Raw genomic sequence first — 26313 nt, 5'->3', positions numbered from 1 at the left:
CGTTTGTGCGTGTACGATTCTCGCATGACTGACAGCACTCTTCCTCCCAATCAACAGCTTGTTCGCGGTGATCGTTGGCCCATTGTTGGTGAACGACACCCGGGCGACATCGATTCGCCTTGGTCGCTGGAGATTGATGGCTGCGTTGCGAATCCGTTCACGTTTTCGCTCGACGAGATTCGAGCGATGCCGCAGGTGACGCGGCAAATCGATGTTCACTGCGTGACGCGTTGGTCGAAACCGGCAATGTCGTTCGCTGGCGTGCGCTTGCTCGAATTGCTGAACGACTCGGGGACACCGAGATGGACCGATGAAGCGAACTTTGTTTCGTTTGTCGCGAGGAGTGAGCGAAATCATTCGACCTCGTTACCGCTCAGCGAAGTGTTGGAACTCGACCCGATCATCGCTTTGCAAGCAGAAGGCAAGCCGTTGGCGACTGAAAATGGTGGTCCGATGCGAATGGTTGTGCCAGGCAAGTACTTTTACAAAAGCGTGAAGTGGATCCGTCGGATTGAGTTCTTGCAAGAAGAACGTCTGGGGTACTGGGAATCCGAGGCTGGGTACCACAACGGGGCGGACCCGTGGCGTGAAGAACGGTACATGGCACCGACGTTGACCAAGCAAGCCGCTTTGCGAGTGATCGAATCGCGAGATTTTCGAGGTCAGGACTTGCGGGGAATCAATGCGGCGCATCGAGACCTCGCGAATCTACAAGCGTCCGACGCGTTGCTTCGGGACGCCGATTTTCAATCCTGCAATTTGCAACAAGCAAACTTTCGCGACGCCAATCTATCCAACTCCAAATTGCAACGATCCAATCTGCAAGGGGCAGACTTCACCGGCGCCGATCTCGAAGGAGCGGACTTGTCCGGCGCTGACCTGCGAGGCTGCGATATTCGTGGTGCATCACTCTTCGGTGCCACCTTCTTCCAACCCGACGCAAACGAAGCAGATAGCCTGCTTGCCATCATCGATCGATCCACTCAAGTCGATCTCGCATCCTTGGACGCTTTGGTAGACGAACAAAAGGCATTTGTTCGCAAGGCGATCAAGGCGTAGCTGCTTGTTGATTTAATGAGCCGTACCGCGTTGGCGGCGGTTAAGCAGACACCCACCGTGGCTAACGCCCATTGGCACTTACTTCACACCCCCTCAAGGAGGTTGTGAATTTTTACGTGCATCGCCAGTAACGCCTTGAGAACCCCGCCCGTGCAGCGGGAGGGGTCGGAAAGCGAGCGTTCAGCGAGATTTCCGGGGGAGGGCAATCTGCGCCGTTTTCCATGCTCGGCCCCCTCCCTCGCGTACGCCTGAACGGCGTCGCTCGACCTCACGGCGATCGCATCAAATTTCGGAAGAAGTATTCGATTGCCGGTTGTCTTGGTGAAGACCTGTTGCGAAAGATTGCGTGAACTCGTTTGATTCATGCCCTGCTATGGAGACGGCAATGCTTTCGCAAATCGATGTGTTTCACGACTGCTTTGATCAGGTCGAAGACCCTCGCGTTCCCGGACGAACCACGCATCCGTTGAACTCCATTTTGTTCCTAGTGGTTGCTGCGACGATCGCCGATGCCGACGGTCCCGAAGAGATCGAGTGTTTTGGAAATGAACGACTCGATTGGCTCAGTCGCTTTGCAGATTTCCCTCACGGCATCCCCTCGCACGACACCATCGGTCGAGTCCTGTCACTGATCAAGCCAGAGCAGTTTCAGCAAGCTTTGCTAGACTGGCACACACAACTTTGTCAGCAATATCGCGACGCCGAAGACAAGCTTGATCGTGATGAAGAGCAGTCTCTGCCCATTCATGTTGCGATTGACGGCAAGACCGCACGCGGCTCTTACACCAACGCTGAGAAATCAAACGCAATTCACTTTGTATCCGCTTGGGCTTCCAAACATGGAGTCACTCTTGGGCAAACCGAAGTGGATTCAAAAACCAACGAAATCACAGCAATTGATGAGCTTTTAGACTTCATTGATGTCCGTGGCACCATTATCACGCTCGATGCAATCGGAGCCCAGAAGTCGATTGCTGAGAAGATTCATCGTAATGGCGGCGACTACATTTTCGCGATCAAAGACAACCATCCCAAGTTGGCCAATGCCATCCGTGAACACTTCGAGTTGGTTCACGAAGAAGGGCTGAAAGCCAATGGAGTGAAGTCGAAGAAGACGGTGGGAAAAAAGAGTGGCCGACAGGAAGAACGATTCTACGCTGTTTGCCCGATACCACCTGAGATGAAAGCCATGACAGATCTCTGGGCAGGTGCGACGAGCATCGGCCAAGCCATCACGCAAACGGAGCGAAATGGAGAGTGCCATGTCGAGGTTCGTTATTTCCTGCTCAGTCGACCTGCCCGGGTAGGAGAGTTCGCAATCAGTGTCCGGAGTCACTGGAGCGTGGAGTCCATGCACTGGGTGTTGGATGTCGTGTTCCACGACGATGCCAGCCGCATTCGGACCAAGAACGCGACGGCGAATTTCACGTTCATCCGTCGTTATGTGACGACGCTTCTCAAGCAGGACACTACCAAGCGAAGTCTCAAGCAGAAGCGAAAAAAAGCGGGCTGGAATACCGACTTCCTCGAGAAACTCATGTTCTCAGCATGATTTTGATGCGATCGCCGTGCGCTCGACCTCCCCCCAAACTTCGTTTCGGGAGAGGTGCATCATACAGAACTCCGCTTAAACGCGACCTCGACAAACTGCACGACCTCCCCAGGGGCGAGGGTGAAGTTGTAAAGTAAGTGCCATTCGGCGAACGCCCATCGGCTGATTGTTGTGACTCGGTATGCGACTCAACTAACCGCCTGGTAGCTTCCTCAAGGATCTTTCGGTCGATTGAATGGCGGCAAGTTGGATTTTGGCTGGAACGCAGTCAATAGCAGAGATCCACCGATATGTGATTCATTGCAATCTGCAATCACGTCGTGTTCCGTCTCAATTGCTTAGGCAAGCACAGTTCTTTTCGCATGCCATGAGCTGTCGCGTTGGCAACAGTTCTCGAGTGCAACCGGGCACGGGCTGCGTTGGCAGATGGACCATGCCAATCCATCCGTTTGTATGTGCTTGCGATGTGAAGGTTGTGTTTGATTTGTGTGCAATCGAACCAATGGGATGTGCCGCGGAAAGTGTTTACACAGTAATGGGATTGCAGCATGGTTTCCGCGACACGATTCCGGCTTCTCATGAGCACTTGCCGTCGCCGTGGGAAATGCGAAGGCTCTTTCCGAAGAATATTTGCAGTGGCTGATTGGCATCGCTATGATGCTCAAACTGTGCTGTTCGAAGCTTAACGTCCTGTTGATTCAGTCGTATACCGAATGACAACAATCCGCCGATCGGCAATAGCCCCGGTTGGCATAGGATTGATCGCCGCTAATGCGGTTCGGCTGATTGAATCAACAGGCCATTAAGAAATTAGCCTCGATGACCGGGACCAACCAATGAGTTTAGACGCAACGATTGCGAACGAGAATTCCGCTGCCGTTTCTCAGTATCCATGTCCCTATTGCCAGGAGCGAACGCTGGAAGCGGTCGCATCCGCTCCTTATGTCCGCGGTTTCCTGATCGTCATGATGTTTGGCTCGAAGTCATTCATCGGCTGCGTACCATGTGTTCGTCAGAAGATCTTTGGTGAGGCGGGTATGTCGATGCTGTTGGGATGGTTCAGCCCAAAGTCTTTGATCATCAACCCTTTTCTGATTCTCTACAACCTGATTCGTGCTGTTTTTGTCGGTGCAAACCCAAAGGCCGTGGAAAAGAAACTGACTCAGTTGGGGTTGCCTGGCACGCCCAATCTGATTGACATTCAAGCGGTGGGAGTGGCATTGGCCGCTTCCATGATTCTGGCGGACGGTGAAGTGGATGAAGCCGAGGTGTTGGCGGCTGAGAAATCCGGTGATGAAGTGTTTGAAGGGTTTGACGAGGCTCGTCTTCGCATGATTCTGCAGCATGGCAAAGATTTACCTTCTGCCGACGACTTGGCCGGAATGCTCCGCGATGTCTTGGATCAAGAAAGCAAGGCCAAGGTCATGGAATTCTTGTCGGAAATCGCCATGGCAGATGGCAGAGTTGCAAAGGAAGAACGAGAGATGTTGCAACGCGTGGCGGCAGGCCTTGGAGTGAACTCACCCATCAATTGATGCGACGCGCGTCGGAGTATTCGTTTCGCAACGAAGACGTTTCGACGGTTGATCATGCCCGCGGTTGAAAAGAGACAATCCGATTGTCTCCACGACTGGAGACGGCAGCGTCACGTGGTGGAATCAGTTGACTGCGTAAGTTGTCTGCCGCCTATCCGCCTGACATGCAGCGACTAGCGACCGAAACAGTATTGAGACAGGCCGAGATGATCGCGGATGAGTTAGTTCACAACGACATAACAGCGGGGCAACAATGAGCGAAACACCATCAGATTCAAAGAGCGTGCGAAGGAAAGTTTTTGTTTCGTACGCACACACGTCCGAACCACACATCGAGTGGATACTGGCATTCGTTGCGGATCTGCAAGCGAATGGCATCGAAGTTGTCGTTGACCAATACGATCTGAAAGAAGGCCAGGACGCCAACACGTTCATGGAGAAAGTTGTCACAGATAAGACAATCGATCGCGTATTGATTGTCAGCGATGAGAACTATGCGGCAAAGGCTGACGGGCGAAAAGGTGGCGTCGGCACAGAAAGTCAAATCATCACGCAGAAGCTCTACAAAGATATTGAAGAGACGCGTTTTATTCCAATCCTGAAAGAACGCGACGACCAAGGAAACGCTTGCTTGCCAGTTTTTCTGGGTGGGCGTATCTACATCGACTTTTCAAATCCTGATGCCTATGCGACGCGTCTTGAAGAATTGACCAGAGTTGTTTTTGACAAACCAAAGAGAATCAAACCGCCGCTCGGAAAACCACCCGCCTACATCACAGACGACACTGTCGTTTCCTTGAAATGTGTGCGATCAGCAAGAACGTTTCGTGAAGTATTGACTTCCGGAAAAGGGAACCCACCGCTCGCGTTTGACCAGTTCAAGCAGGCTGTCTTGGAAGATTTGGAGGAGTTTCAGCTCGAATTCAAACGAGGAAACGAAGAAGAGTGGCCAGACAGAGTGCTTCTCGCAATCGAGCAAATGAAGCCAATTCGAGACAGAGTTGTCGAGGTACTGGAGTGCGCATTTGTTGGTGTCGAGGATGAATGGCTTAGCCGCGCTCTCGTGGAATTCCTGGAAAAGATAGCTGAACTGACTCGCCTCGATGAACAAACGGAGGGTCCGCGATTCCCGATTTCAACCGACAACTACCGATTTTTCGCTCTTGAAATCTTTCTCTATGTTTTGGCTGTCGCAATCAAAAGACGTCGATACCAAATCGCCAATCACCTCCTGACGGTCGGGTACAGTGTGTCGGAGAGACGTGGAGGCGATGACGTAAGGCATGAGAACTTTGGTGTTTTCCACGACCCTCCAGACTCGCTAGAAGTGATGGCTAATCAGAAGTTGAATCCGGGTTGGATTCGATACAGCGGACATCTTATGGCTGAGCGAGCGACAAACTCAGCGATTCGACTCATCGACCTGGTTCAGGCAGATGCAATCGCTCTTCTTGCGGCAGTAAAACAACACGCCCGATGGGGACCAACTGTATCGATAAATGGGAAACGTAGCCGCCAACTCCCGTTGTTCGACGAGCTGTTGCGTACAGCAGAACCCGGTGCAGTTGGCGTGATACTTGGCTTGTCAACGTTCGATGAGATCACCGAAGTCGTTCTCTCTGACCAAATGAAACACTTCTACAATTCGAGTACTTACTGGCGAAGCACCTGGGGTGACGGCGATCTCGTTAGCGCCGAGGAGATCGCCAGAATACGCGACCGGTGAACTAGGATTGGCCGAAAGCGTTTTCAGGGCTCGAACGTTTTCAATCTGGACTACGGTTCCTGTTCACGCAAGCTCAAGCAGTTTTCTCTTGCGAGAACGATGTGGTCCAGCGCGGTGATGCCAATGACTTTGCCCACCTCAGTCAATTGCTGAGTTACTTTGAAATCTTCACGGCTGGGAGTCGGGTCTCCAGACGGATGGTTGTGGGCCAACAGAACGCAACTGCAAGCGTCCCTAATGGCTGGCCGGAAAACTTCGCGAGGATGGACCAGAGATGCATCGAGTGTTCCCACGGTGATTCTGTGTGAATCAATCATCCTGTGCTTGGTGTCGAGCGTCACGATATGAAATTCTTCCTGAAGCCCCTCTGCGATTAGTCGCGAGAAGTGCGACCTGCAGAACGCGACCGCTTTGTGGGTGGAGGTCAGCCGTTCGTTGAAGTTGGTCTTCGCTTCGCCCACACGCTTTCCCAGCTCAATCCCAGCCATCAATCGTTCATAGGCAATGTCAGTCAAACCCAGTTCCGCCTTTGACGCCTGGGCAATCTCACGGACCTTCCTGTTGGCGACACGCTCGAATTGCGATCGCAGCACAAGAGCCAGCAGTTCCTTGTCACTTTTCTCCTTCACACGTGGTGACACGAGCTTGCCGACGTACGTGGGCTTTGCCTTCGGCACGTTCGGAGCGTTTAACCAAAGAACGTGTCGGCCGCATCATTGGATTGATTGGCAAAAAAGCCGGAATCGTTGTTCGGAACGAGGATGAGCGAACTGGCACCAGAACCAAGTTTGCGAGTGTTCATGATATCAGGCGCGGCTGTGCGCAACGCCTTATCAATGCCGGCGTCTCTGCGGAGACGCTCAAGGTCGTCATGCGTCACGCTGATTTCGCGACGACAGAAAAGCACTACGGCGCAACGCGATCAGCTCAGGCCGCCGCAAGCGAAGTACGTCAGAAACTCGCCACACCTGCAACTACGGATGCGATAATGGGGGGACACGAAAAAACTCCGCAGCTATCAGCAGCGGAGTTATCGAAGCTAAAACGTTTGTTAAACAGCATTTAGCGTAGTACACCCCACTGGATTCGAACCAGTAACCTTCGGTTTCGTAGGCCAACCCATTACGGGAAAGCGGTATGCGTTGCGAAGGATGTAAGTGTTGACTTGACAACGGTTTGCGGGAATGATGACGCCGCTTTCCGCGTCGCCTCACTTCCCATATTTTCAATGGTTTTGTCCCACTGTCAACTGTTTCTGTGCCACTTTCTGTGCCACTTCGGAACTTCAAATTCCGTACTGATGGAAATTCTGCAATCGACCAAGAGTGGCTCCAACCCCAAATTCTGCATCCGCACTGGCACCGATACTCCCCCAAACCAGGGCCAGCAAACTCGCGACGGTTTGTCCAACCGCCAGCATCCAACGTAGGCTGAGACGATTCAGCGGATTGCTTAAGCACCGGAGCTGGCGTCACACCTGACCGGCACAAGTACTGGTTCCTCGTCCCGATCAAAGGCAGTCTCATGGCCTATTTCTCATTGATTGACGAATACCGTTAACTAACGCATACAAAACTGATGCGAGTCTGCCTTACGCACTCGATCGGCTTTGCAGATCACTCAGCTGCTGCAACGTTGCGAATGAAACGATCAAGTGCGGCTCTTTGCTCCTCAGTCAGTTTTGCAAGGTTGGACATCTCTTTCATCGTCGGTTCAGCCATAGCTGGCAACCATGCCTCATGACCAGCAAAAGATGGCCCGTGTTTTCCTTCCCTATGGCATTTCATGCACTTGGTGAGCACGCTATGCACCTCTGGATTATTGAGCTTCAGCCATAGCTCATCAGTCGTGTCGGCCATCCTTGATTGCGCAAAACCGAGTTGCTTAACCTGCGATTCAATAAGGTCTGATTGCTTCGCCAATCTTTTTTGCTCGACACCAATTAGTGTTTCCAAGCGTTGAACCGCTGCTCTAAGCTCCTCAGCCACAAAGCTGGTATCAGGCGCCGATGCAACATAGTTTGCCGAATACACAAGTGATGTCCACTCAGCATTCTTCGCCTTGAAGTTGACAAAAAACTTGCAGCCAGGAAAGCCGATCTTTCTGTGAATCAGGAACTCGCCAGACTCGTTTTTGAACTGATACGTGCCAGAGCACACTAGGTCATTCTTCCTGATGTCGTCATGCGCAAGCCACAGATTGTCAACCTTCATCTGCGCACCGTTAACGCTTATCTCCAGAGCATCCAGAGTTCCTGAAAAGTGCAGGTCAATCGCGTCGTTTTCGCCCTTAACTGTAATGTGGGTGTCAAGATCTTCTTTGTCGAATTCAAATGCCAATCCAGTTCTTATGAGCAAGCCAATCGGTGAATGAAACAGGACATTTCCATTACGCATATGCCATGCTGACACAGCGAATGGTTCCGGCTGACCTGATGATCCAGTAACCATAAACATCATCTGCAGCATAGAAAGGTCGAAGCTCTTACTGAGATCAATATTCGCAAAGTCAACGGGGCCGTTGGATGACCAGGAGCTCACTGTCTCGCCGTCCTCATTTAAGAATAGCAAGTGCATGTCATATGGTCCTGAATGCTTCAGTTCAAGGTTGACTGGTGGTTCACCACCTTTTATAGCTTTTGAGAGCCAGCCACTAAGTCTATTGGTGCTTGGCCTTAGCCTGATAATGTAGGATGTCTTGCCTTCGACTTTTAACTGGTTCTGGGCGTTGCAAGGACATGAGAACATGCCCGACATTATGGCGGCGATGGCGAGCCCGAAAGATTGCAAAATAACTCTATTCATCTCGTGTCCTTTTCTCTAAGAAGGCCCTAGAATCTTCACCCCATAGAAGCTCTGACGACAGACCGTTTCTGCCAAATTTAATAATAAGAAGCGGAGCTTCGTGTAAGTAGAAATCCTGAGTGAGTACATGCTCGGAACGCATCCCGTTCATAGATGCAAACACGAGAAACAAGCCCACTTCTTTGTTGAATTCATTAAGTGTTCGTATACCTTTGGGCCCTGGCGCTATTGGAGGGATCACCAACTCCCAGGCATCTCCAAAGGGAGATTGGAATTTGACTGGTGCATAATGCAAAAACAAAAGATCGACGTGAGAATTCGTTTCATTGTAGACGGTTAATGCAAATTCATCCGGTCTCCCAGTCTGTTTGGCCAGATCATAAATTTCGTGCGATGGTAAGTCGTACTCGTCCAGGGGACGTATGGATTGCTCGTAGAGTGGATTGATTCTCTCCACCATCAGTTTCATACGGGTTCTTGCACGATACCTGAATCCGCTGATTTCCACTGACTCAATATTCCCGATGTCACCGGGGTCTTTAATCTGCCCCAACTGTCCTGATATCGAGGTGTTGCTCAGAGGCATCTCGTCCGATGTGTAGGTCAACACCGCTTTGCGTGCAACGATTTCATCCGTTAAGACATCAACGACAGTAAACATACGGTCGGAAACGTCGAGAGACGCAGACCCAACTACATTCGATCGCCTCGAGCTGTTTGGCATGAGCCTGTAGCAAATGGATGCAAGAGCCACGCAGGCGAAGACAACAAGAAGAACAATCAGCCAGCGAAGAGGGACAAAATCAAAGAATGTAAGCCACGTTGGCATGTCCTTTCGCTGGCTTGTATTTCCGTCAGGATTGGCAAGTAAACGACCCTCAACGAGTGGTTTCCACCAGGTCGAAACAAATTCTTCATCAAAAAATAAAGAGTGTCCGCCCAGGTGGAATCTGTCTTGAACACAAATCTGGCCGAATCCGTCGACACCAGCCGCGCCATAGCCCCATCCAGCCGACTTCCCTAAGACAGGCCAAATATCACGACTGCCACAGTCATTGATGATGTATTTGCGTTTTTCGGGATCATTCCTGTCACCGACAAGATGACTAACTTTGTCCCACTGAAAATTCTCGTCCACTACAGAACCACATAAAATTACACGCCAAAGCTCGATATCAGACTTGTCCGTTAAGATTCGAGTAAGAAGGTATGTTCCATAGCTATGAGCTATCACCGTGGTTCTGGCATTTGGAAACGCTTTCTTTACGAGTCTAAGCTGCCTTTCAGCACGCTCCCTTGGTCGTTTCCCCCAATCCCAAGGTGCGAGAAATCGAAAGACATCAAAGTAACCATACTTACATCCGAAGACCTTCAGATTCACAGTGTTTTCTTCAAGAATCCGTCGCATCATTTGTTGCCATTCGCCACGATCGCGTATGCCATGCAACAAGACCACGACATCACAGACTGTTTCTTGTACCTGTTCTTTCTCAAGCACAGCGCAAATTTTTCTTGCTTGAGACTGTGGAGCAATCTGTTTACCAGTCTCCCATTTGCTTACAGTTGCAGGAGAAACTGCTATAAGGTCAGCAAGCTGCGCCTGTGTAAGTTTTTCTCGCAGTCGTAGTTCTTTAATTCGAGGTCCAGTGGGGAAATCCGAGTGCGTTTCACCTGGTGCGCGTCCAGTAATTCCCCAGATTAATCGTCGCAACGGATCAGCCGTAGTAGAACGAAAATCAACCCAGTTCATACCTTCCAGAAACACGGGAAGATCCGGCGTTGATTGGCACGACGGCAGAATCACCGGAATGACTGGGCAATCGTCTTTAACCAAACGACGTAGAAGCGCCTCCTGCTCCATTTCTTGCCAGGGTCCAAGACCTGATCCACCAATGAAAACTGCGGCCGCTCGAATGTCTACGATTGCACGCTCGAGTGTGCGTTGCCATGGTAGCCCTGGACGAAGTTGCTCTTCATCGAGCCAATATGTCAGGCCATTTGCGGCAAGTTCTGTGGCGACTTTCCGCACCTCTTGCTTATCTGCACTGTTGTGGCACAGGAAAACGTCAAACTCACCCTTCACAATATCGCCCTTCGTTACAAGGCAAATTCGATTCGAAATCCTCGGATTTGATGCCAAGTCTTTCAGTCGTATCGCTGATATACCGTACGGTTTGGAAATGTCGACTGGCAAGCCTGCCCTGTAGTTTTAGCGAGAATTCCTGTTCATCCGCTTGAGGCAGGGGATGCATCAAGATATCCAAAATGATGCCCCAATTTAGATTGCGTGCTCCGCTGGCAACCCAATACTGTGCGACCACATCTTTCGCCTTGGCATTCCGTTGAATGGCGAGAACGCGATGACCTGCCAACTCCGGATAGACTATCTGAATCGCCATTTGGGCCCGTCACCTTAAGAGTTCGTGTGGGATGCTGGAGGGATTGCTCATCTGCAGTATGTCGTGCTCTCACGGCGTCTGCCACACTCGGAATAAAAATTTGACCCGCGCGGCGAATTTTTCGCGTGCTGGAATGAGTCTTGGGATTTCGCGTTCGGCTAAGCCGGCGCGGTGCCGTTGGCACGCTGGCAGCACGTTCGCGGGAAACAAATTCCCTTAACGGTAAAGCAGGACAGTGCATTCGAGTCAGATACGCTTCTCGCTGTTCGTGGTCCTAGAACTCGTGGTGGTAGCATTGACTTCAGTATCGAAGCCTTTGGTCTATCTCGCGTCTGTATAAGCGGTTAAGTTCGCTGGGGTTTAGTGAAGATACATTTCGTGCGTTGGCCACGCTGAGCAGAGACTTATTCAGTCCTACGTAGCCACAGTCCCATAGCATCGTTCATGGTGTCTTGGAGCGTTGGTGGCCTCCGACCGGCGGATTCTTCTTTTCGGACGTGCTCTTCGTATTGAGCGATTAGCTGCGGTAGAAAGCGGATGCTCTTTTGGATGCGGGCACGAGATAGGGTGCGGGCGCACGGCGATCGCATCAAAATCATGCTGAGAACATGAGTTTCTCGAGGAAGTCGGTATTCCAGCCCGCTTTTTTTCGCTTCTGCTTGAGACTTCGCTTGGTAGTGTCCTGCTTGAGAAGCGTCGTCACATAACGACGGATGAACGTGAAATTCGCCGTCGCGTTCTTGGTCCGAATGCGGCTGGCATCGTCGTGGAACACGACATCCAACACCCAGTGCATGGACTCCACGCTCCAGTGACTCCGGACACTGATTGCGAACTCTCCTACCCGGGCAGGTCGACTGAGCAGGAAATAACGAACCTCGACATGGCACTCTCCATTTCGCTCCGTTTGCGTGATGGCTTGGCCGATGCTCGTCGCACCTGCCCAGAGATCTGTCATGGCTTTCATCTCAGGTGGTATCGGGCAAACAGCGTAGAATCGTTCTTCCTGTCGGCCACTCTTTTTTCCCACCGTCTTCTTCGACTTCACTCCATTGGCTTTCAGCCCTTCTTCGTGAACCAACTCGAAGTGTTCACGGATGGCATTGGCCAACTTGGGATGGTTGTCTTTGATCGCGAAAATGTAGTCGCCGCCATTACGATGAATCTTCTCAGCAATCGACTTCTGGGCTCCGATTGCATCGAGCGTGATAATGGTGCCACGGACATCAATGAAGTCTAAAAGCTCATCAATTGCTGTGATTTCGTTGGTTTTTGAATCCACTTCGGTTTGCCCAAGAGTGACTCCATGTTTGGAAGCCCAAGCGGATACAAAGTGAATTGCGTTTGATTTCTCAGCGTTGGTGTAAGAGCCGCGTGCGGTCTTGCCATCAATCGCAACATGAATGGGCAGAGACTGCTCTTCATCACGATCAAGCTTGTCTTCGGCGTCGCGATATTGCTGACAAAGTTGTGTGTGCCAGTCTAGCAAAGCTTGCTGAAACTGCTCTGGTTTGATCAGTGACAGGACTCGACCGATGGTGTCGTGCGAGGGGATGCCGTGAGGGAAATCTGCAAAGCGACTGAGCCAATCGAGTCGTTCATTTCCAAAACACTCGATCTCTTCGGGACCGTCGGCATCGGCGATCGTCGCAGCAACCACTAGGAACAAAATGGAGTTCAACGGATGCGTGGTTCGTCCGGGAACGCGAGGGTCTTCGACCTGATCAAAGCAGTCGTGAAACACATCGATTTGCGAAAGCATTGCCGTCTCCATAGCAGGGCATGAATCAAACGAGTTCACGCAATCTTTCGCAACAGGTCTTCACCAAGACAACCGGCAATCGAATACTTCTTCCGAAATTTGATGCGATCGCCGTGGGTGCGGGCGAACTCGGGAGAATCCTGTTGGAAGTCAGTTGGTCGCCGCTCCTTGCGTTGTCCCGCGACTTTGGGTTTTCGCTTCCCTGTCTTTCTCTCCGACATCGTCTGTCCTGGCTTCGGCAATTTCTCAGGTTGGTCGTTCGTGGCGGGTTCCTCGTTGGAAACACCCGTGCGGATGAAACTGTCAAACGCAGGTGTCATCTCCAACGCTGCTGCCGCGTCTCTTCTTTCAGCCATTGGCAACTCCCGATTTTTACACCTCAGCTATCTGTCCAAACAATCCTTTCAAATCCGATTTGGCCTTCTCGAACGATGGCGAGTCTGACTTGACGCGAAGCACGACTGTGCCCTGCTGGTCAGCTTCGGGAAAGGCCTGAAGGTCGCGGATTGGTTCGGTTGCCACAATGAGGCCGAGGCTGGGAGCGAGTTTTTCGACCTCGCGAAAAAGTCGGGTACGTTTCTTGGCTTTGTTCAGAACGAGCCAGGCGTGCTCTGGTTTTCCACCGGTCACGGTTCTTGCGTAGTTCAAGACCTCGATCGATTCCTTCGTCGAGCGAAGGCACTTGATGGTTGGCTCCATCGGAAAGATCGCGACGTCGGCCATGACCATCATTTCCCTTGTTTCATCAGAAAGCCTCGCGGGGGCATCGCAAACGACATCGTCGTGTTGGTCGGCCAGTCGCGTGATTGTGTCGGGGATTTTGTTTGGCTCGAATTCGGCGACCACTGTGATTCCAGGTTCCGCTTCTGCAATCGCTCTGGCCGAATGGAGCTGCTCGTCGGCATCGAGGACGGCAACTCTACGACCGGCGTCGTGCAGGTAGACGGCGAACGCCGTTGCCAAGGTGCTTTTGCCGACTCCGCCTTTCGTGTTTACGAAAAGATACTTCATGCCCCTTTGTTCGCATGCGTTACGAATCCGTGCAAGAGTCTTTCTTGCATGTGGATTGATTCCAGCAACTTGCCTGAGTCTTGCATGCATGCATCGGGGGCCGCGACAAAAATGGAGCAAACGACACTGCCGGCTACCATGGCGTTGCCGGTCAGGGCGACGAGAATCTACGACATTGACCGATCACGCCCCGACCTATGCCGATGGTAGGTCGTCAAAAATCAGGCCTTCAAACGGCTCTCTGAGCCTCGGGAATTTTCGCGAGAATCGAGCTACTGGAACCCGTTGGCGAGTTGCGATGAGTTTGTGCGGTACTTTCTCCGTTGCGCGAGCGAATGAACCACGATATCAGCTGGGCATGAGCAGGGTTTGGAATCAGTTCAATAATGTACTGGAGGGATAGATTGCGGCTTTTTCCCTTCTGGGCCTCGTCATGTAATCTTGCCATTCCAAGCAAAATGGCGTCCAGCAGTACGTCGTCGACTAGACGGAAAAAATCCCCAGCTTCCGCATGCAGCAAATTGCGGCGTTTGCTTGATTCAGCAAACAACTGTTTGTAGGTTTGCCATAAGTACGTGATGTATCGCACGTGGGCGACGACCGAATTAAGAGGCCCTTCTAGTTCAGCTGGAAGCTGCTGGCATTGAGAGTCAGTCTTATTCGGTGCCCAATCGCGAGGCGATTAGCTAGAGGAGATCCTGTGGTATGGTTTGATAGCCCCTCAGGCAATCATTGGGTCTAAAAAAAAAGCGAATGTAGCTGGGTACATTCGCTTTGGCGGTTTGACGTAAGTCGAGTACACCCCACTGGATTCGAACCAGTAACCTTCGGTTTCGTAGACCGATGCTCTATCCAATTGAGCTAGGGGTGCTTCTTCAAATGTTCAGCGGCGAATCGCTTTCGCGTCGCTCGCGAGGGCGTGAAAATATCGGCTGGTCTGGTTTCTCGCAAGGGGGAATGACCAACTTTCAGTTCCTTGGGACCTCGATTCCGCGAATCATGGCCCGCAATTCCTCATCAACGCTGCGACCCTCAATTTCGGCCTCCGCCGTCAACGAGACTCGGTGCCGCAAAACAGGCAAAACAATTTCCATCACGTCGTCGGGAACCGCGAAATCGCGGCCGGAAAACGCGGCAATCGTGCGGGCGGATTGCATCAGTGCAATCCCCGCTCGCGGCGACGCACCAATATGGAAGGCGGGCCAAGTCCGGGTGGATCGAATCAATGCATTGATGTATTCGACCAAGCGATCCTCGACGCGAACTTGGCTGCACGTCGAGATGACCTTTTGAACGATCTCCGGATTGGTGATCGGCTGAATCTCGTTTTCCAATCGCTGGCCAAAGTCGACCTGCATCGAATGCATTTTTAAGATCTCGGCTTCCTCGTTGGCCGATGGATAGTCGACCATCAGCTTGAACATGAACCGGTCCAGCTGTGCCTCGGGCAAGTTGTAGGTGCCTTCGCTTTCCAACGGGTTCTGCGTTGCCAATACCAAGAACGGTTTGGGAACCGGGTGGCTGGTTCCATCGATCGTGACGCGATATTCCTGCATGATCTCGAGTAATGCCGCGTGCGTTTTTGCCGGCGACCGGTTGATCTCATCGGCCAGCAACAACTGCGTGAACACGGGACCGGCGCGGAATCGAAATTCGCTGGTCTGCATGTCAAACACCGGGGCACCGGTGATGTCCGAAGGCATCAAGTCAGCGGTGAACTGGATGCGTCCAAATTCGCAGCCCAGGATTCGCCCAAGTGTTCGAACGAAAAGCGTTTTGCCCAGTCCCGGGACCGATTCGATCAGGACGTGGCCACCGGAGAACAATGCGGTCAACGTGCCCAGGACAAGCTCGTCTTGTCCGACGTACAGCTTGGCAACTTCGGCTTGGATCAATTCGAAAAGCTGTTTGATCTTTGCGAATTCTGGCGATACCGGCGGTGTGGACGGTTCTTCGATTTCTGGAACGGTGATGTGCGAGGCCGGGGTCGCGGGCTCGGACATCTCAGGCGGAGAACCCGGCGCATTGCTTGCAGCTTTGTCGGTGCCAGGGTTCCCGGGACCGGAGTTGTCTTCGGGCAAAATCGGTGGCAAGGAAGAATCGTTCAAGGCGACTTCTCAGCGGGTTCGTTAGGAACTGGCGGGTCAAGTGACGTTGTAGCAACTGGTGCCTCCGAAGTTGAAGGAGGCACATCGGAGGTGTCGGGCGAACTGGATTCGCCGTCCGACTTCGCGGTCGGAGGAGCGGTAGTGTTCATTGGCGGAACGGGCGGTTTCTTCGGGACGACAAACAGATCCGGTTCGCCGCGAACGATTCGCATGTAGTGGTTGATTTTCTCTTTGGCAAAGTCCATCCCGCCGGCGCGACGCATCAAAATTGCCATCGCGCTGAGGTGGTTTCCAAAGTGAGTCGACCGATGATAGACGACTTGTCGTGCTCGGCCAAAAGTCGGCAGGAGCATCAAACACATCACGACACCTAAGAACAGAGCGTGAAGCGTGACCAGACTGATCGGCCACGTTGTCAGCATCTCCATTCCGGTTTGTGCCGGGGCACCCGGTTCGGCGTCGGAGATAGGCACGTAGGAGAGGTCGCTGGTCATGAAGCCAAGGCTCACCCGTTCGTCTTTTCCCACTTCCGCGTTGGACAGGATCTCATGACGGATTTGTTTTGCCATTTCGATCGCAGGTTCGTTCGTCATCGCGAAGTTGGTCAGCATTCCGCCGCCGGCAACCACCAACACGCAAGAATTCTTCCACTTCGGATGTGTGATTCGGGCGTAGGTGGTGATCCCATCGTTCTCATCCAACGATTCGAACAATTGCGATGGCCGATTGGTCTGTTTGGAATCGCCTTTTTCCTCCTTTGGATCCTCCGTCGATTCGGAGGAATCCGTCGGCGAGTCAGGTTCAGATTTTCCTGAGGTGTCTTCTTGGTCGACGACAGTTTCTTTCGTTGCAGTTTCGTCGCTTTCGACGATCGTCGCGTTGTTGGACTGGGCGGCCGGCGCAACCAATCCACCTGGGATCACGACACTACTGGCGACATCGCGTTTCGGATCGAAATCGTGCAAGTCGTAAGAGACAACTCGACGATCATCGATGTTCTGGCGTGCCGGCAACCCTCGAGCGGTGAACAGTTTGCCAACTGTGATGTCGTCGCGTCGGACGTCTTCGAGCAAACGATGGTTGATCTGTTGAGCCAGACGGCGGCGATACTCCAGTCGTTGCTCCGGAGGTGCCAGGTTCGACGCTTCTCGCCAATAGGCTTCCGTGCTGCCCTCATCGGGAACGACAAAGACAACGGTGCGGTTTCCACTTCGCAGCCACTTGGTCATCCAATCTGAGACTTCGCCCGGATTGATTGGGGGCCATACGGTTGGAACCCAAACGATGGCATCGTGCTGATAGGCCCGTGAAGACAACCGCGTTAGGTTTCGAGAGCGGAGTTCGGCGTCCTCCCAGTCTTCGCCCAATTCGGCACGTTCCGCGTCGTCAAGCTCTTCGGTGAGCGTCTCGCGAAAAGCGCCGAATCCATTGAGACTTTCTTTGCCGATCGTGCCGTCCGTTTTGCCGTAAGTGGTGTACAGCTCGCCGCACCCAGAAGTCAGCAGGACGCAAAGCAGCAGCAACCAACGCGTCCGTTTCCCGCCGGTTCGCGGTGATGAAGCGGAACAACAGCACGCGACATCGGGCGACGCAAATTGGGACTCGACGATGGAATCATTTCGGGTGGCGGTGTTCATGCTGCCCCCGGTTTGCGAACGGAATCAGCGGCCTGGATCTCTTGTTCCAGCACCGCGTTGGTTTGCCAAAGGCGTAGGAATTCGACTTTCGAGATTTCGTGCCGACCAAAGTAGGCTCGTTCAAAAGCAGACACCGTTTGTTGCAATCGGTTCCCCGCATCGGGTTGAGACCGCTTTGTCTCTCGGACATAGCGACTGTTCGTCTTACCACGGGCCAACCGCAACCAGTGGACTCGGTCGAGCAACAGCAATTGATGGCCGTAGAGGTAGATCACCGCTTCGTTGTACTGGCCCGACTCCATCAACCGTTCGGCCTGGGCACGTGGGTTGACGCTGGTATCACGCAACGCCTCAGGCAAATGTTCCATGCGTTGGCGGGTTTGGCGGTCCAGTTGTTCGCCGGTCAGCAATGATTGCTCGACGTTGCCGGGAGTAAAATCAAAGCCGCTGTTTGCAAACACCCACGCCAGCAGCGACACAATCCCAACCAGCAAACCCGCAAGCATGAGCCAGCCAATCAATCGGGCGATTGTAAACCCGCCGTTTGCACCGGCGGCAGGAGCAGCGGGTGCCGGTTTGGCTTTGTTGCGGGAGACGCCCGTCCAGCGACTGTCACGATTGTCGGTGTCGGTCTGTTGGTCCGAGACTTCGACCGGAATGAGTTCTCCCGCGTCATCGTCAAACCAAATCGATCCTGTCACCGGCGAGGCGACGGTTTTGGCTTCCGCGGGCTGGTCCGCGAAACTTTGGCGGGTCATTGCTTGCAGTGAGATGCTGCTGAACAAGACGCAAGCGACGATGCACATCCAATTCGTGTGTGCTGGCGTCGAACGGAGACTGAGTGAACACCAAGCGGGCGATGCGTCTTGGAAAGAACTCTTTTGCGAGAAGATCTGGAGATCGGTCATGGTCGAACCTCGACTTCGATCGCGGTCTCGTTCGCGTCAGTTTCGTCGTCGGAAACCAACAGGGCTTCTTCGGTAGTAGGGGGCGGAGTTGGTGAAGCCGCGGGTTTGTCGGGTGTTGATGGTCGATTCAGTGCACCCCGTCTCGAAGACGCCGCCTGCGAGTTCATGGCATCTTCACCGAATTGGCGAATGGCTTCGGCGCGGATGGCCAGTTCCACTTCCCATCCTTCCAAACGGATTCGAGCGTCCAGGTACCCGAGCAAGCGAACGACCACGCTGAACGCCGCGACCGTCCACAGCGCCAACGGGACGAACACCATCATTGCGAGCAAATCCGTGGACCAATTCGAGGTGGCGATTCCGCGGACCCAGATCAGAGAGTAGTAAACCGAACACACCAAAACGAATGAAGTTCCCGCGACAGTCAGGAAGCGTCCGCCAAGCTCGCTGGCCATCGGAGTATGCAATCCCTTTGATCGCCGAGAGAGTGTGATGACATGCGGAGATTTTGAACGGAGTGGGCAACGTTCCAGCACGATCATCTCAGGAACAAACGGGCGGTTGCTGCGAACGACCGCTGCGAGAATCACGATCAACCACGGCAACATGAAATCGATGAAGACATCCGCATCGGTTCCGATTCGAAAAACAAGTAGCAGCGTGGTTGGGATTGCGAGGCGTTTGACGCCGAGCACCCACAGCAGCGGCCATCGAAGCTTCCAAACTTCCGCGAATGTGTGCCGCAGGGTTGGCTTTTGTTCAAAAACCGCTTGCCCCAAATAATATGTCGAGAACGCGCCGGCCAAGGGCGTTTGCAACACGACCAAAACCATCATCCAGCTGACGTAGCGGAGCAAATCCGACGCGGAGTCATCGGTGAAGAATTCATCCGCCGCGATTCGAAGGGGCAAGAATGACAGCAGGGCAGCGTTGATGACGATCCACGGCAATGCCCCGGCAAAAAACGCCCGTTTGACCGCGACCGGATAGCGGCGGATCATCAGCAAAGCGAGGTCACCGATTTCGGAGAGCGAGCGGACTCGGATGGCGATGTGAGTGCGATCAAGCTGCACGGACGCTCGAGCTCCCGCCACCATTCTGGTCGGCTTGCAGGTTGGGATCGGAATTCTCGGGTGGACCAAGATCATCCAGGATCGTCTCGAGTGTCCTTCGCACGGATCGATGTTCGCGATTGCCCGGGAAGCCGAGAACGACGAAGTAGAAACTGATCATGCTGGACGACATCACCGACCAAGCGGCTTTGAATGTATACGCCAGTGGACTGGGGGAGATGAATCCTTCGGTGAAGGCGGCGAGCACAAACAATGTCGCCGCGGCCGAGATCACCGGCACTGCTCTGACCGCGGATCGGCGGACGGAGTCGATGCGGCTGAGTCCACCGGTTGCAAAGAGTCCCATGCCTAAACGCAACCCGGCGGCGGCGGACAATGCGATCGCGGTCAATTCGAATGGACCGTGAGCGGTCACAAATTCAAAGAAATTGTCGCGGCTGGACACATCTTCCCGGGCCATGTAACCAAACACCGTGCCGAGTGTGACGGCGTTGCTGGACAATATGTACAGACACGGAACGATCAAGATTCCATAGGCGAAGCACTTCAGCCCAATGCCGGTGTTGTGCATGATGTAGAAGCTGGACATCGTGATGTAGTGGTCCAGACTTCCGTCCAGCTCCATCTCGTACATCTCTTCCATCGATTGCAATCCGGCTTCGCCGACGACGACATTCGCGAAATTGGGAAAGAGTGTTTGTTGGTAACCCAGGTACATCGACAAAGCGAACAGACCAAAGAACACCAACGTGGCGACTCGCACGCAGTTGTCGCCGTAGATTTCGCGTGGGGCGACACGAAAGATCATGTCGAACCAACCGGTCGGCTCGAATTTGCCCGCACGATAAAGCTGGTTGTGCGAACGCGCGACCAGTCGGTGCAGGTAAGTCACCGTGGCGGGAGGCAATTGGTACGCGTCGGCCAATGCCAAGTCCGCACATGCTCCGCGATACAGCGTTGCAAAACGAACGATCCCGGCGGCACCCTTGTACTGTGGCCCCGCTTTGTCCGTTCTTCCGCGAACTTCCATCGCCTCGCAAAGACGTTCCAATTCGCCCCAGTTCGATCGTCGTTTGTCGAGCAGTTTGGCGATGTTCATGCGAGCAATTATAGCGAACGAAGTCGGTTCGGGGGTGTGGCCAAGGTCCTAGCCACCGATGGCATGCATCGCGCGTTCGGGAGGGCGGAAATCATCCGAATCAATGCCGTGAGCGGCGTGTTTCTCGCCCACACACTGCTGGATCTTTTGAATCAGTTTGTCGTCGTCGCACCCACTTCGCATCGCATCGCGAAGCGGCGTTTCGGATTGCGAGAACAAACAATTTCGCAGCCCACCATCGGCGGTCAATCTCAAACGGTTGCAATCGCCACAAAATGGACGGGTAACTGATCGAATGATTCCGATCGTGCCTTCTCGACCGTCGCAACGGAGCGTAAAAGTTTCCGCGGGAGCCGATGGATTTTCGCGACCGGTCGGTGTGACGTCTCCAAACGCTTCGGAAAGCAGTTTTAGGCAAGCGTCGCCTGAAAGCACATCTTTGGACTTCCAAGCCCGGTCGCTGTCCAGTGGCATGAATTCGATGAATCGAAGCGTAACGCTTTTTTCGATCGAGAAACGGACTAGGCCAACCAGTTCGGATTCGCTGAGCCCACGTATCGCCAATGCGTTGAGTTTGATCGATTCAAAACCCGCCTCGATCGCCGCGTCGATTCCGTCGATGACTCGGTCGACACCGGGACGGCGAGCAATTTTGACAAACGTGGCTTCATCAAGCGTGTCGAGAGAAACATTGAGCCGTTTCAAACCCGCCGATCGCAAATCAGCCGCGTGGTCGCGAAGCAGCATCCCGTTGGTGGTCATCGAGAGGTCTTCCAACCCATCGATTCGGGCCAGCATCCGGATCAGGTCGACGCAGTCGCGGCGTACCAAAGGTTCTCCACCAGTGATTCGGATATCGCGAACACCGCAACGCTTGACCAGCAAACCCGCCAAACGTTCGATTTCTTCGAAAGTCAACACACCACTGCGAGGCAGAAATTCCGCATCGTGTTCAGGCATGCAGTAAAAACAACGGATGTTGCAACGATCCGTGATACTGATGCGAAGGCTGTCGTGGCGTCGACCAAAGCGATCGACCAATGCAATGGGATCGGTCATGTTGGTAGGGTAACCGGCCCGGATCGATGACGCGATGCGGACGAAAAACGAAGCGGTGAGCGTTTCCATCCGAACTCATTCGCGTGAATCAGGCCAGAGCGAATCCGACCAGCGAGATACAACCTTCGATGAGCAACGATTGGGACGACGATTCGTGGCAGTCGAGCTACGACGACGAGTTGGACGAAGATGCGGTCGAGGGGGAAGAGTACTCCGTCGACTGGGACGACGATTCCTACGACGAATTTTTGGCTCGCGAATTTCCGGATTCGACCAATCGCAAGGATTGGGCAGGTGGACGACCGCTTTGGCATTTGACGGTTTGGGTGGTGTTGGCGGTTTTCGTCGGTGGTTTTTTGCTGATGCTGTTTTAGATACCGGTTGGCAAACGGCGGACGTGGACGCCCTCGTTCACTCTCATTCCGGATCGGGAAGCAATCGCAATCGAATCTTTCGAGTGATCCACATCATTCCGGCCAGAACCGGCGGCATGACGATGGCCATCCAAAGCAACACGTCGCCCATCAGCAACAGCGTTGTACGAAATCGAGCGTTGTAAACGTCGTCCCAGAACCAAACGACCAGCAACGTGCCGACACACAAGTACGGACCGTAAGGCGTTCGTGGATCTCGGTTGATGACAAAGACCACCATCACGATCAGCAACCCAGCGATCGGTGAGAGGAAGAAAGTCAGGATGCTGCCTTGCCAGCCGATCACTGCTCCGATCATGGCCATCAACGTGACGTCCCCAAATCCCATCGCTTCCATTTGGACTGCCCATCCGCAGACCAATCGCACGATCCAGATTGTTCCTCCGCCGACAGCCAATCCCGTCAGCGAGGTCATCATGCCCATCCAGCCGATCGGGCTGCTCAGATAGACGGATACGATTGCGATGGAACCGACCAACCATATCGCGACCAAGATTCGAGATGCCGGATTACGTTTCAAACCAAACCAAAAGTACGCCCAGGCTTTTGACCATCCGCGACGGAGGTAGAAACGTCGATCAGCCAGAGCAAAGCACCACACCGCCCAGATCAGCAGCCCAGTGAACAGGCCGTTGGGGCTGCTCCAAAACGGAGACAAACCATACGGATGATTGGCCAGGGTAGGTGCAATCCCTTCCACGGAGTTCGATACCACAGTGCCGGGTAAGAAAGCGAACGGCGTGATTGTTCCAACCACGATGGCGAAGATCGTTCCTGGAATGGTCAGCGAGTCAGGAATGGTGCGTTCATCGAAATCGATGAAGGTGGCCGCGACCAACCACACTAAAAACACCGCGTGCAGAAAGAACAGCAAAGCCATCCAATCGGTGCACGCGGCAATCGTGGCTGGCAAGACTCCCGCGGGTAACAACTGACCGCCTAGATACGCGTGGTGCATCAACGGCAGCGTCACCGCTAGTGACAGTTCGATCAGAATCGGCCGAACCCAGAACCAGCGACCAAACATTTCGGACTCTCGTCGTAAACGCAGCCAACCAATCACCGGGATGCGGTCCATCCAGGTTCGAGCGGGAAGTCCTTCCGAGATCGTTTGGAACTTGGGCAGCAACGGCCAGCGTTCGCGATTGACCCAGGGGGAAATTGGACGTGGGTACCAACACCACGTCGGAATGATGTGATTGGCGATTGCCCCACCGATGATTCCGAGCAATGCCAGGACCATTGTTTGCGTGGTGGTCGAAAGTGCCAACCAGGCCGCCATTCCACCCGCCAACCAATCAGGTGTGATCTCTCCTAGCAAGCCATGCGTTGGCGCAATCTGAAAATCGGGCTGCGACGCAATCAGTCGCGGTGCCATCGAATCAACGACAGGTGCGGGAAAGGTCGAATCAATCATGCGGACTTTGCCGTCGGTTGTGGGAAGCAGCACACAAAACGTGGACCTGCGCAGAGGTTAGAAGGTTTTCAAAGATTTTTCACGCCCACGTCCATTTTCAAAGCTAGGTTTCCGTTAGAGGTCCTCCTTGAGAACCCATTCCCCCGCATTTCAATGGCCCGATCGTTCCTGGGCCAAAACTTCACTGGCCGTCAACGCCTTTGGTCTCCGTAACATGAATCCTGTAAACCACACCTCCAAACGCACACGTTCCGGCTTTACCAAAGCTGGCAGTGCGCGATCGGGAGGTCGCCTGAATCAACCTCGTCGCGGAACCGCGACGGCGGAGATCGCGTTTTGCCTGCCCGTGTTGCTGACATTCACATTTGCGACGGTCGATCTTTGCTCGATCTTTTTCTTGAAAGAAACCGTCGCCATCGCGGCCTACGAAGGTGCCCGTCGCGGCATCAATCGTGGCGGCACCGACGATGCCGTGCGAGCTCGCGTGGCAGAGATTTTGGATGAACGAGGAATCCAGTACGAGGGCAACTCGGTGTCGTTTGAGAACAGCACCTTTAGCTCAGCGGACACGTTGGAACACGTCACGATCGTGGTCACCGTGCCCGCCGCGGGCAATTTGTACGCTCCCGCGGGTTTGTACAACGATTTGCAGATTTCGCATCGAATCACGATGCGTAAAGAATTCAAGAATCAAGAGTAGGCATCGCCCCAATGATCCGATCAACCAAAGCCTCCGCCGGCCGCACACCATCACGGCCATGTCGAGTTCCGGCACGCCGTGCTGCGACACGTGATGGAGCGACGTTGGTGGAATTCGCCATCGTTTGCAACGTGTTGTTGCTGACCATTTTCATGTGCATGGAATTGGCTCGAATGAATATGGCACGCAACTTGGCACAAGACGCCGCCTACTACGCCGCACGAACCGCGATCGTTCCCGGTGCAACTGCGGATGAAGCGATTGCGGAAGCCGAGACCATCATGGAGTCGTTGTTCGCCAGTGGTTACGACGTCGAATGCACACCAATCAATGATGACACCGAGGAAGTCACCGTCACGGTGAGCTTGAGCCTCGACGACGTGGCTTTGTTCGCACCGATGTTCTTGGGCAACCTCGAATTGACGTCGTCGGCCACGATGCAAACCGAACGATACAACGGCTTCTTCCGAGTCCCCGATTGATCCATGAGCCGGACATGAGTGGCAGCTGCCCTTCATGCGAATACACATCGTGGGCCTCGCAAAAGATTGCTGACACTTCATCTTCCAACGAACCAAAGACACCTTTTAGAAAATTGCTTGCCGCTCGTTGTTTCGCGCGGTTGAACACAAGTCACCAAATGAATTCGGTCCGGGGGGACCTCATTCGCTTTCCTTTCCAATGTTTTGTTTTGGAGTTCCATCGATGTTTGTTTCCCCCGCTCCCGTGCGATTTGCATTGACCCAACGCGACGAATCTCGTCGTGGTGGTATCACGGTGCTGATGGCATTCGTATTGCCAATGCTGGCGTTGCTGGCCGCATTCTGTATCAACTTGGCTCAGATGCAGCTGGTCAAAACCGAGCTCGCAATCGCAACCGACGCAGCCGCTCGGGCTGGCGGTCGTGCGTTCAGCGAAGAGCAAACGGTCGAAGCTGCGAAAGCGGCTGCTCGTTTGACGGCTGCCATGAACGAGGTGGCCGGTGAACCTTATCAACTCAACACCGATGACTCCGCCAATGAGTTTGAATTCGGTGTCTCGGCTCAAACCGATGGCAACACTGGTCGGTTCTACTTCACCAAAGTGCCAACATCAGACGTCGCCGCCAATTTGGTGGCCGTCAGTTCTGTTCGGATCAATGGCAAACGAACCGATGATTCGTTGCTCGGGCCAGTTCCATTCATCTTCCCAAACACATTCTCGATCGGTGACTTCAGCCCAGTGGCTTCGGCAACTGCGATGCAAGTCGACCGTGACATCAGCTTAGTCCTCGACCGCAGCGGTTCGATGGACTGGAAGACCTACGATTGGCCAGATGACGCTGATCCTTGGGGCGAAGACAGCTTGATCTCAGCAGAAGACGCTGGCATTGTTGATTTGGAATGGAAGTATCGGAATGGTCAGCCTCAGTACATTCGCCGAGTTTCCTACAACCGCGGCTACGATGAATACGATCTCTACGATCACGCATGGGAAGAAGTCTTCGGACTTGGACCCGCTCCAAACACACCTTGGGAAGACTTGGTGTTGGCGGTTGACGCCTTCCTTCGAGTTCTCGATCAAACGCCTCAGAACGAGCAAGTCTCCATCGCCAGCTACAACAGCCACGGCACATTGGATTGTTGGTTGTTGGATGATTTCGACTCGGTTCGTGCCGCCGTTGCACAGTTGGCCCCCAATGGTTCAACCGGTATTGGTAACGGAATGAACTCGGGCAAAACCGCTTTCACGCATGAAAACGCTCGTCCATACGCTTCGAAAACGATGGTTGTGATGACCGATGGAAATCACAACTACGGAACGCAGCCCAACACTGTTGCTCAACAACTGATGAGCTCGTCCAACTTGAACATCCAAACCGTCACGTTTGGCGGCGGTGCTGATCAGGAAACAATGCAGGAAGTCGCCGTGACCGGATTGGGACGGCACTACCATGCCGATTCGGGTGATGAATTGGTCAGTGCGTTCGAAGAAATTGCCAACAACCTGCCAACGATCCTGACCAACTGAGCTTGCTCAGTTGTCCGTTT

The 26313-nt window shown here is 53.5% G+C and carries 24 protein-coding genes and 1 tRNA gene; 9 read left to right on the top strand and 16 right to left on the bottom strand.

Annotated features, from left to right (window positions below; all coding sequences use genetic code 11):
- Window positions 1–24: 24 nt before the first annotated feature.
- From RB_RS08120 to RB_RS08090, 4 genes are all read left to right on the top strand, one after another.
- A complete protein-coding gene (locus RB_RS08120; protein WP_231846323.1) occupies window positions 25–1059 on the top strand; it encodes a molybdopterin-dependent oxidoreductase in 1035 nt (344 codons plus the stop codon).
- Window positions 1060–1432: 373 nt separating this feature from the next.
- Window positions 1433–2611 carry an ISAs1-like element ISRba7 family transposase gene (locus RB_RS08105; RefSeq protein ID WP_011118077.1) on the top strand — a complete coding sequence of 393 codons (1179 nt, stop codon included), beginning with the start codon at window positions 1433–1435 and terminating at the stop codon, window positions 2609–2611.
- 836 nt (window positions 2612–3447) lie between these two features.
- A complete protein-coding gene (locus RB_RS08095; RefSeq protein ID WP_011119722.1) occupies window positions 3448–4146 on the top strand; it encodes a tellurite resistance TerB family protein in 699 nt (232 codons plus the stop codon).
- Between the two features lie 253 nt (window positions 4147–4399).
- Complete coding sequence (locus tag RB_RS08090) at window positions 4400–5872, top strand: SEFIR domain-containing protein (RefSeq protein ID WP_011119720.1); 1473 nt, start codon at window positions 4400–4402, stop codon at window positions 5870–5872.
- A gap of 50 nt (window positions 5873–5922) precedes the next feature.
- Here the strand turns inward: RB_RS08090 and RB_RS08085 are convergent, their stop codons facing one another.
- Window positions 5923–6513: a JAB domain-containing protein gene (locus tag RB_RS08085; RefSeq protein ID WP_231846322.1), complete on the bottom strand. Its 591-nt coding sequence runs from the start codon at window positions 6511–6513 to the stop codon at window positions 5923–5925.
- On the opposite strand from RB_RS08085, the gene RB_RS08080 reads away from it, so the two are divergent.
- On the top strand, window positions 6504–6938 hold the full coding sequence (locus RB_RS08080; protein WP_390174968.1) for a tyrosine-type recombinase/integrase: 435 nt from the start codon (window positions 6504–6506) through the stop codon (window positions 6936–6938). The two genes, RB_RS08085 and RB_RS08080, sit on opposite strands and share 10 nt — an antisense overlap.
- A 550-nt stretch (window positions 6939–7488) precedes the next feature.
- Here RB_RS08080 and RB_RS08075 read toward each other — a convergent pair.
- From RB_RS08075 to moaA, 14 genes are all read right to left on the bottom strand, one after another.
- Complete coding sequence (locus RB_RS08075) at window positions 7489–8676, bottom strand: hypothetical protein (RefSeq protein ID WP_011119716.1); 1188 nt, start codon at window positions 8674–8676, stop codon at window positions 7489–7491.
- Window positions 8669–10759, bottom strand: coding sequence for a TIR domain-containing protein (locus tag RB_RS08070; RefSeq protein WP_164921704.1), 2091 nt, complete (start codon window positions 10757–10759; stop codon window positions 8669–8671). The genes RB_RS08075 and RB_RS08070 overlap by 8 nt, the downstream gene beginning before the upstream one ends.
- A complete protein-coding gene (locus RB_RS08065; protein WP_164921703.1) occupies window positions 10749–11075 on the bottom strand; it encodes a hypothetical protein in 327 nt (108 codons plus the stop codon). Before RB_RS08065 ends, RB_RS08070 begins: the two co-directional genes overlap by 11 nt.
- Window positions 11076–11670: 595 nt before the next feature.
- Complete coding sequence (locus tag RB_RS08060; RefSeq protein WP_011118077.1) at window positions 11671–12849, bottom strand: ISAs1-like element ISRba7 family transposase; 1179 nt, start codon at window positions 12847–12849, stop codon at window positions 11671–11673.
- A 23-nt stretch (window positions 12850–12872) separates the two neighbouring features.
- The gene (locus RB_RS08055; RefSeq protein ID WP_164921702.1) at window positions 12873–13193 is read right to left on the bottom strand and encodes a hypothetical protein; all 321 of its coding nucleotides are present in this window, start codon (window positions 13191–13193) and stop codon (window positions 12873–12875) included.
- 16 nt (window positions 13194–13209) lie between these two features.
- Window positions 13210–13848 carry a ParA family protein gene (locus tag RB_RS08050; protein WP_164921701.1) on the bottom strand — a complete coding sequence of 213 codons (639 nt, stop codon included), beginning with the start codon at window positions 13846–13848 and terminating at the stop codon, window positions 13210–13212.
- 229 nt (window positions 13849–14077) lie between these two features.
- Window positions 14078–14437: an AbiU2 domain-containing protein gene (locus RB_RS08045; protein ID WP_011119710.1), complete on the bottom strand. Its 360-nt coding sequence runs from the start codon at window positions 14435–14437 to the stop codon at window positions 14078–14080.
- A 208-nt stretch (window positions 14438–14645) separates the two neighbouring features.
- A tRNA-Arg gene (locus tag RB_RS08040) sits at window positions 14646–14719 on the bottom strand.
- 97 nt (window positions 14720–14816) lie between these two features.
- Window positions 14817–15956 carry an AAA family ATPase gene (locus RB_RS08035; RefSeq protein WP_011119708.1) on the bottom strand — a complete coding sequence of 380 codons (1140 nt, stop codon included), beginning with the start codon at window positions 15954–15956 and terminating at the stop codon, window positions 14817–14819.
- Window positions 15953–17593 (bottom strand): hypothetical protein, encoded by a 1641-nt coding sequence (locus RB_RS08030; RefSeq protein WP_011119707.1) that lies wholly within the window; start codon window positions 17591–17593, stop codon window positions 15953–15955. The genes RB_RS08035 and RB_RS08030 overlap by 4 nt, the downstream gene beginning before the upstream one ends.
- Entirely contained in the window at window positions 17590–18501 is a 912-nt protein-coding gene (locus RB_RS08025) for a DUF4129 domain-containing protein (protein ID WP_164921700.1), read from the bottom strand. Before RB_RS08025 ends, RB_RS08030 begins: the two co-directional genes overlap by 4 nt.
- On the bottom strand, window positions 18498–19574 hold the full coding sequence (locus tag RB_RS08020; protein WP_164921699.1) for a hypothetical protein: 1077 nt from the start codon (window positions 19572–19574) through the stop codon (window positions 18498–18500). The genes RB_RS08025 and RB_RS08020 overlap by 4 nt, the downstream gene beginning before the upstream one ends.
- Window positions 19564–20673: a stage II sporulation protein M gene (locus tag RB_RS08015; RefSeq protein ID WP_007336191.1), complete on the bottom strand. Its 1110-nt coding sequence runs from the start codon at window positions 20671–20673 to the stop codon at window positions 19564–19566. The genes RB_RS08020 and RB_RS08015 overlap by 11 nt, the downstream gene beginning before the upstream one ends.
- Window positions 20674–20721: 48 nt before the next feature.
- Window positions 20722–21801 (bottom strand): GTP 3',8-cyclase MoaA, encoded by a 1080-nt coding sequence (moaA, locus tag RB_RS08010; RefSeq protein WP_011119704.1) that lies wholly within the window; start codon window positions 21799–21801, stop codon window positions 20722–20724.
- Window positions 21802–21815: 14 nt separating this feature from the next.
- Here moaA and RB_RS08005 point away from each other — a divergent pair, with 14 nt between their 5' ends.
- Window positions 21816–22106, top strand: coding sequence for a hypothetical protein (locus RB_RS08005; RefSeq protein ID WP_011119703.1), 291 nt, complete (start codon window positions 21816–21818; stop codon window positions 22104–22106).
- A 43-nt stretch (window positions 22107–22149) separates the two neighbouring features.
- Here RB_RS08005 and RB_RS08000 read toward each other — a convergent pair whose 3' ends face one another.
- Window positions 22150–23616, bottom strand: a complete 1467-nt coding sequence (locus RB_RS08000; protein ID WP_011119702.1) for a prepilin peptidase — start codon at window positions 23614–23616, stop codon at window positions 22150–22152.
- A 181-nt stretch (window positions 23617–23797) separates the two neighbouring features.
- On the opposite strand from RB_RS08000, the gene RB_RS07995 reads away from it, so the two are divergent.
- From RB_RS07995 to RB_RS07985, 3 genes are all read left to right on the top strand, one after another.
- Complete coding sequence (locus tag RB_RS07995) at window positions 23798–24283, top strand: TadE/TadG family type IV pilus assembly protein (RefSeq protein ID WP_007326371.1); 486 nt, start codon at window positions 23798–23800, stop codon at window positions 24281–24283.
- Between the two features lie 11 nt (window positions 24284–24294).
- Window positions 24295–24765 (top strand): TadE/TadG family type IV pilus assembly protein, encoded by a 471-nt coding sequence (locus RB_RS07990; protein ID WP_011119700.1) that lies wholly within the window; start codon window positions 24295–24297, stop codon window positions 24763–24765.
- A 199-nt stretch (window positions 24766–24964) separates the two neighbouring features.
- Window positions 24965–26293, top strand: a complete 1329-nt coding sequence (locus tag RB_RS07985) for a vWA domain-containing protein (protein WP_164921698.1) — start codon at window positions 24965–24967, stop codon at window positions 26291–26293.
- The last annotated feature ends 20 nt before the right edge of the window (window positions 26294–26313 follow it).

It is taken from the genome of Rhodopirellula baltica SH 1, from assembly GCF_000196115.1.
GTDB classification, from domain to species: domain Bacteria; phylum Planctomycetota; class Planctomycetia; order Pirellulales; family Pirellulaceae; genus Rhodopirellula; species Rhodopirellula baltica.
Note: the sequence above shows the minus strand (reverse complement) of the source record. Positions and strands in the feature narration are given on the sequence as shown.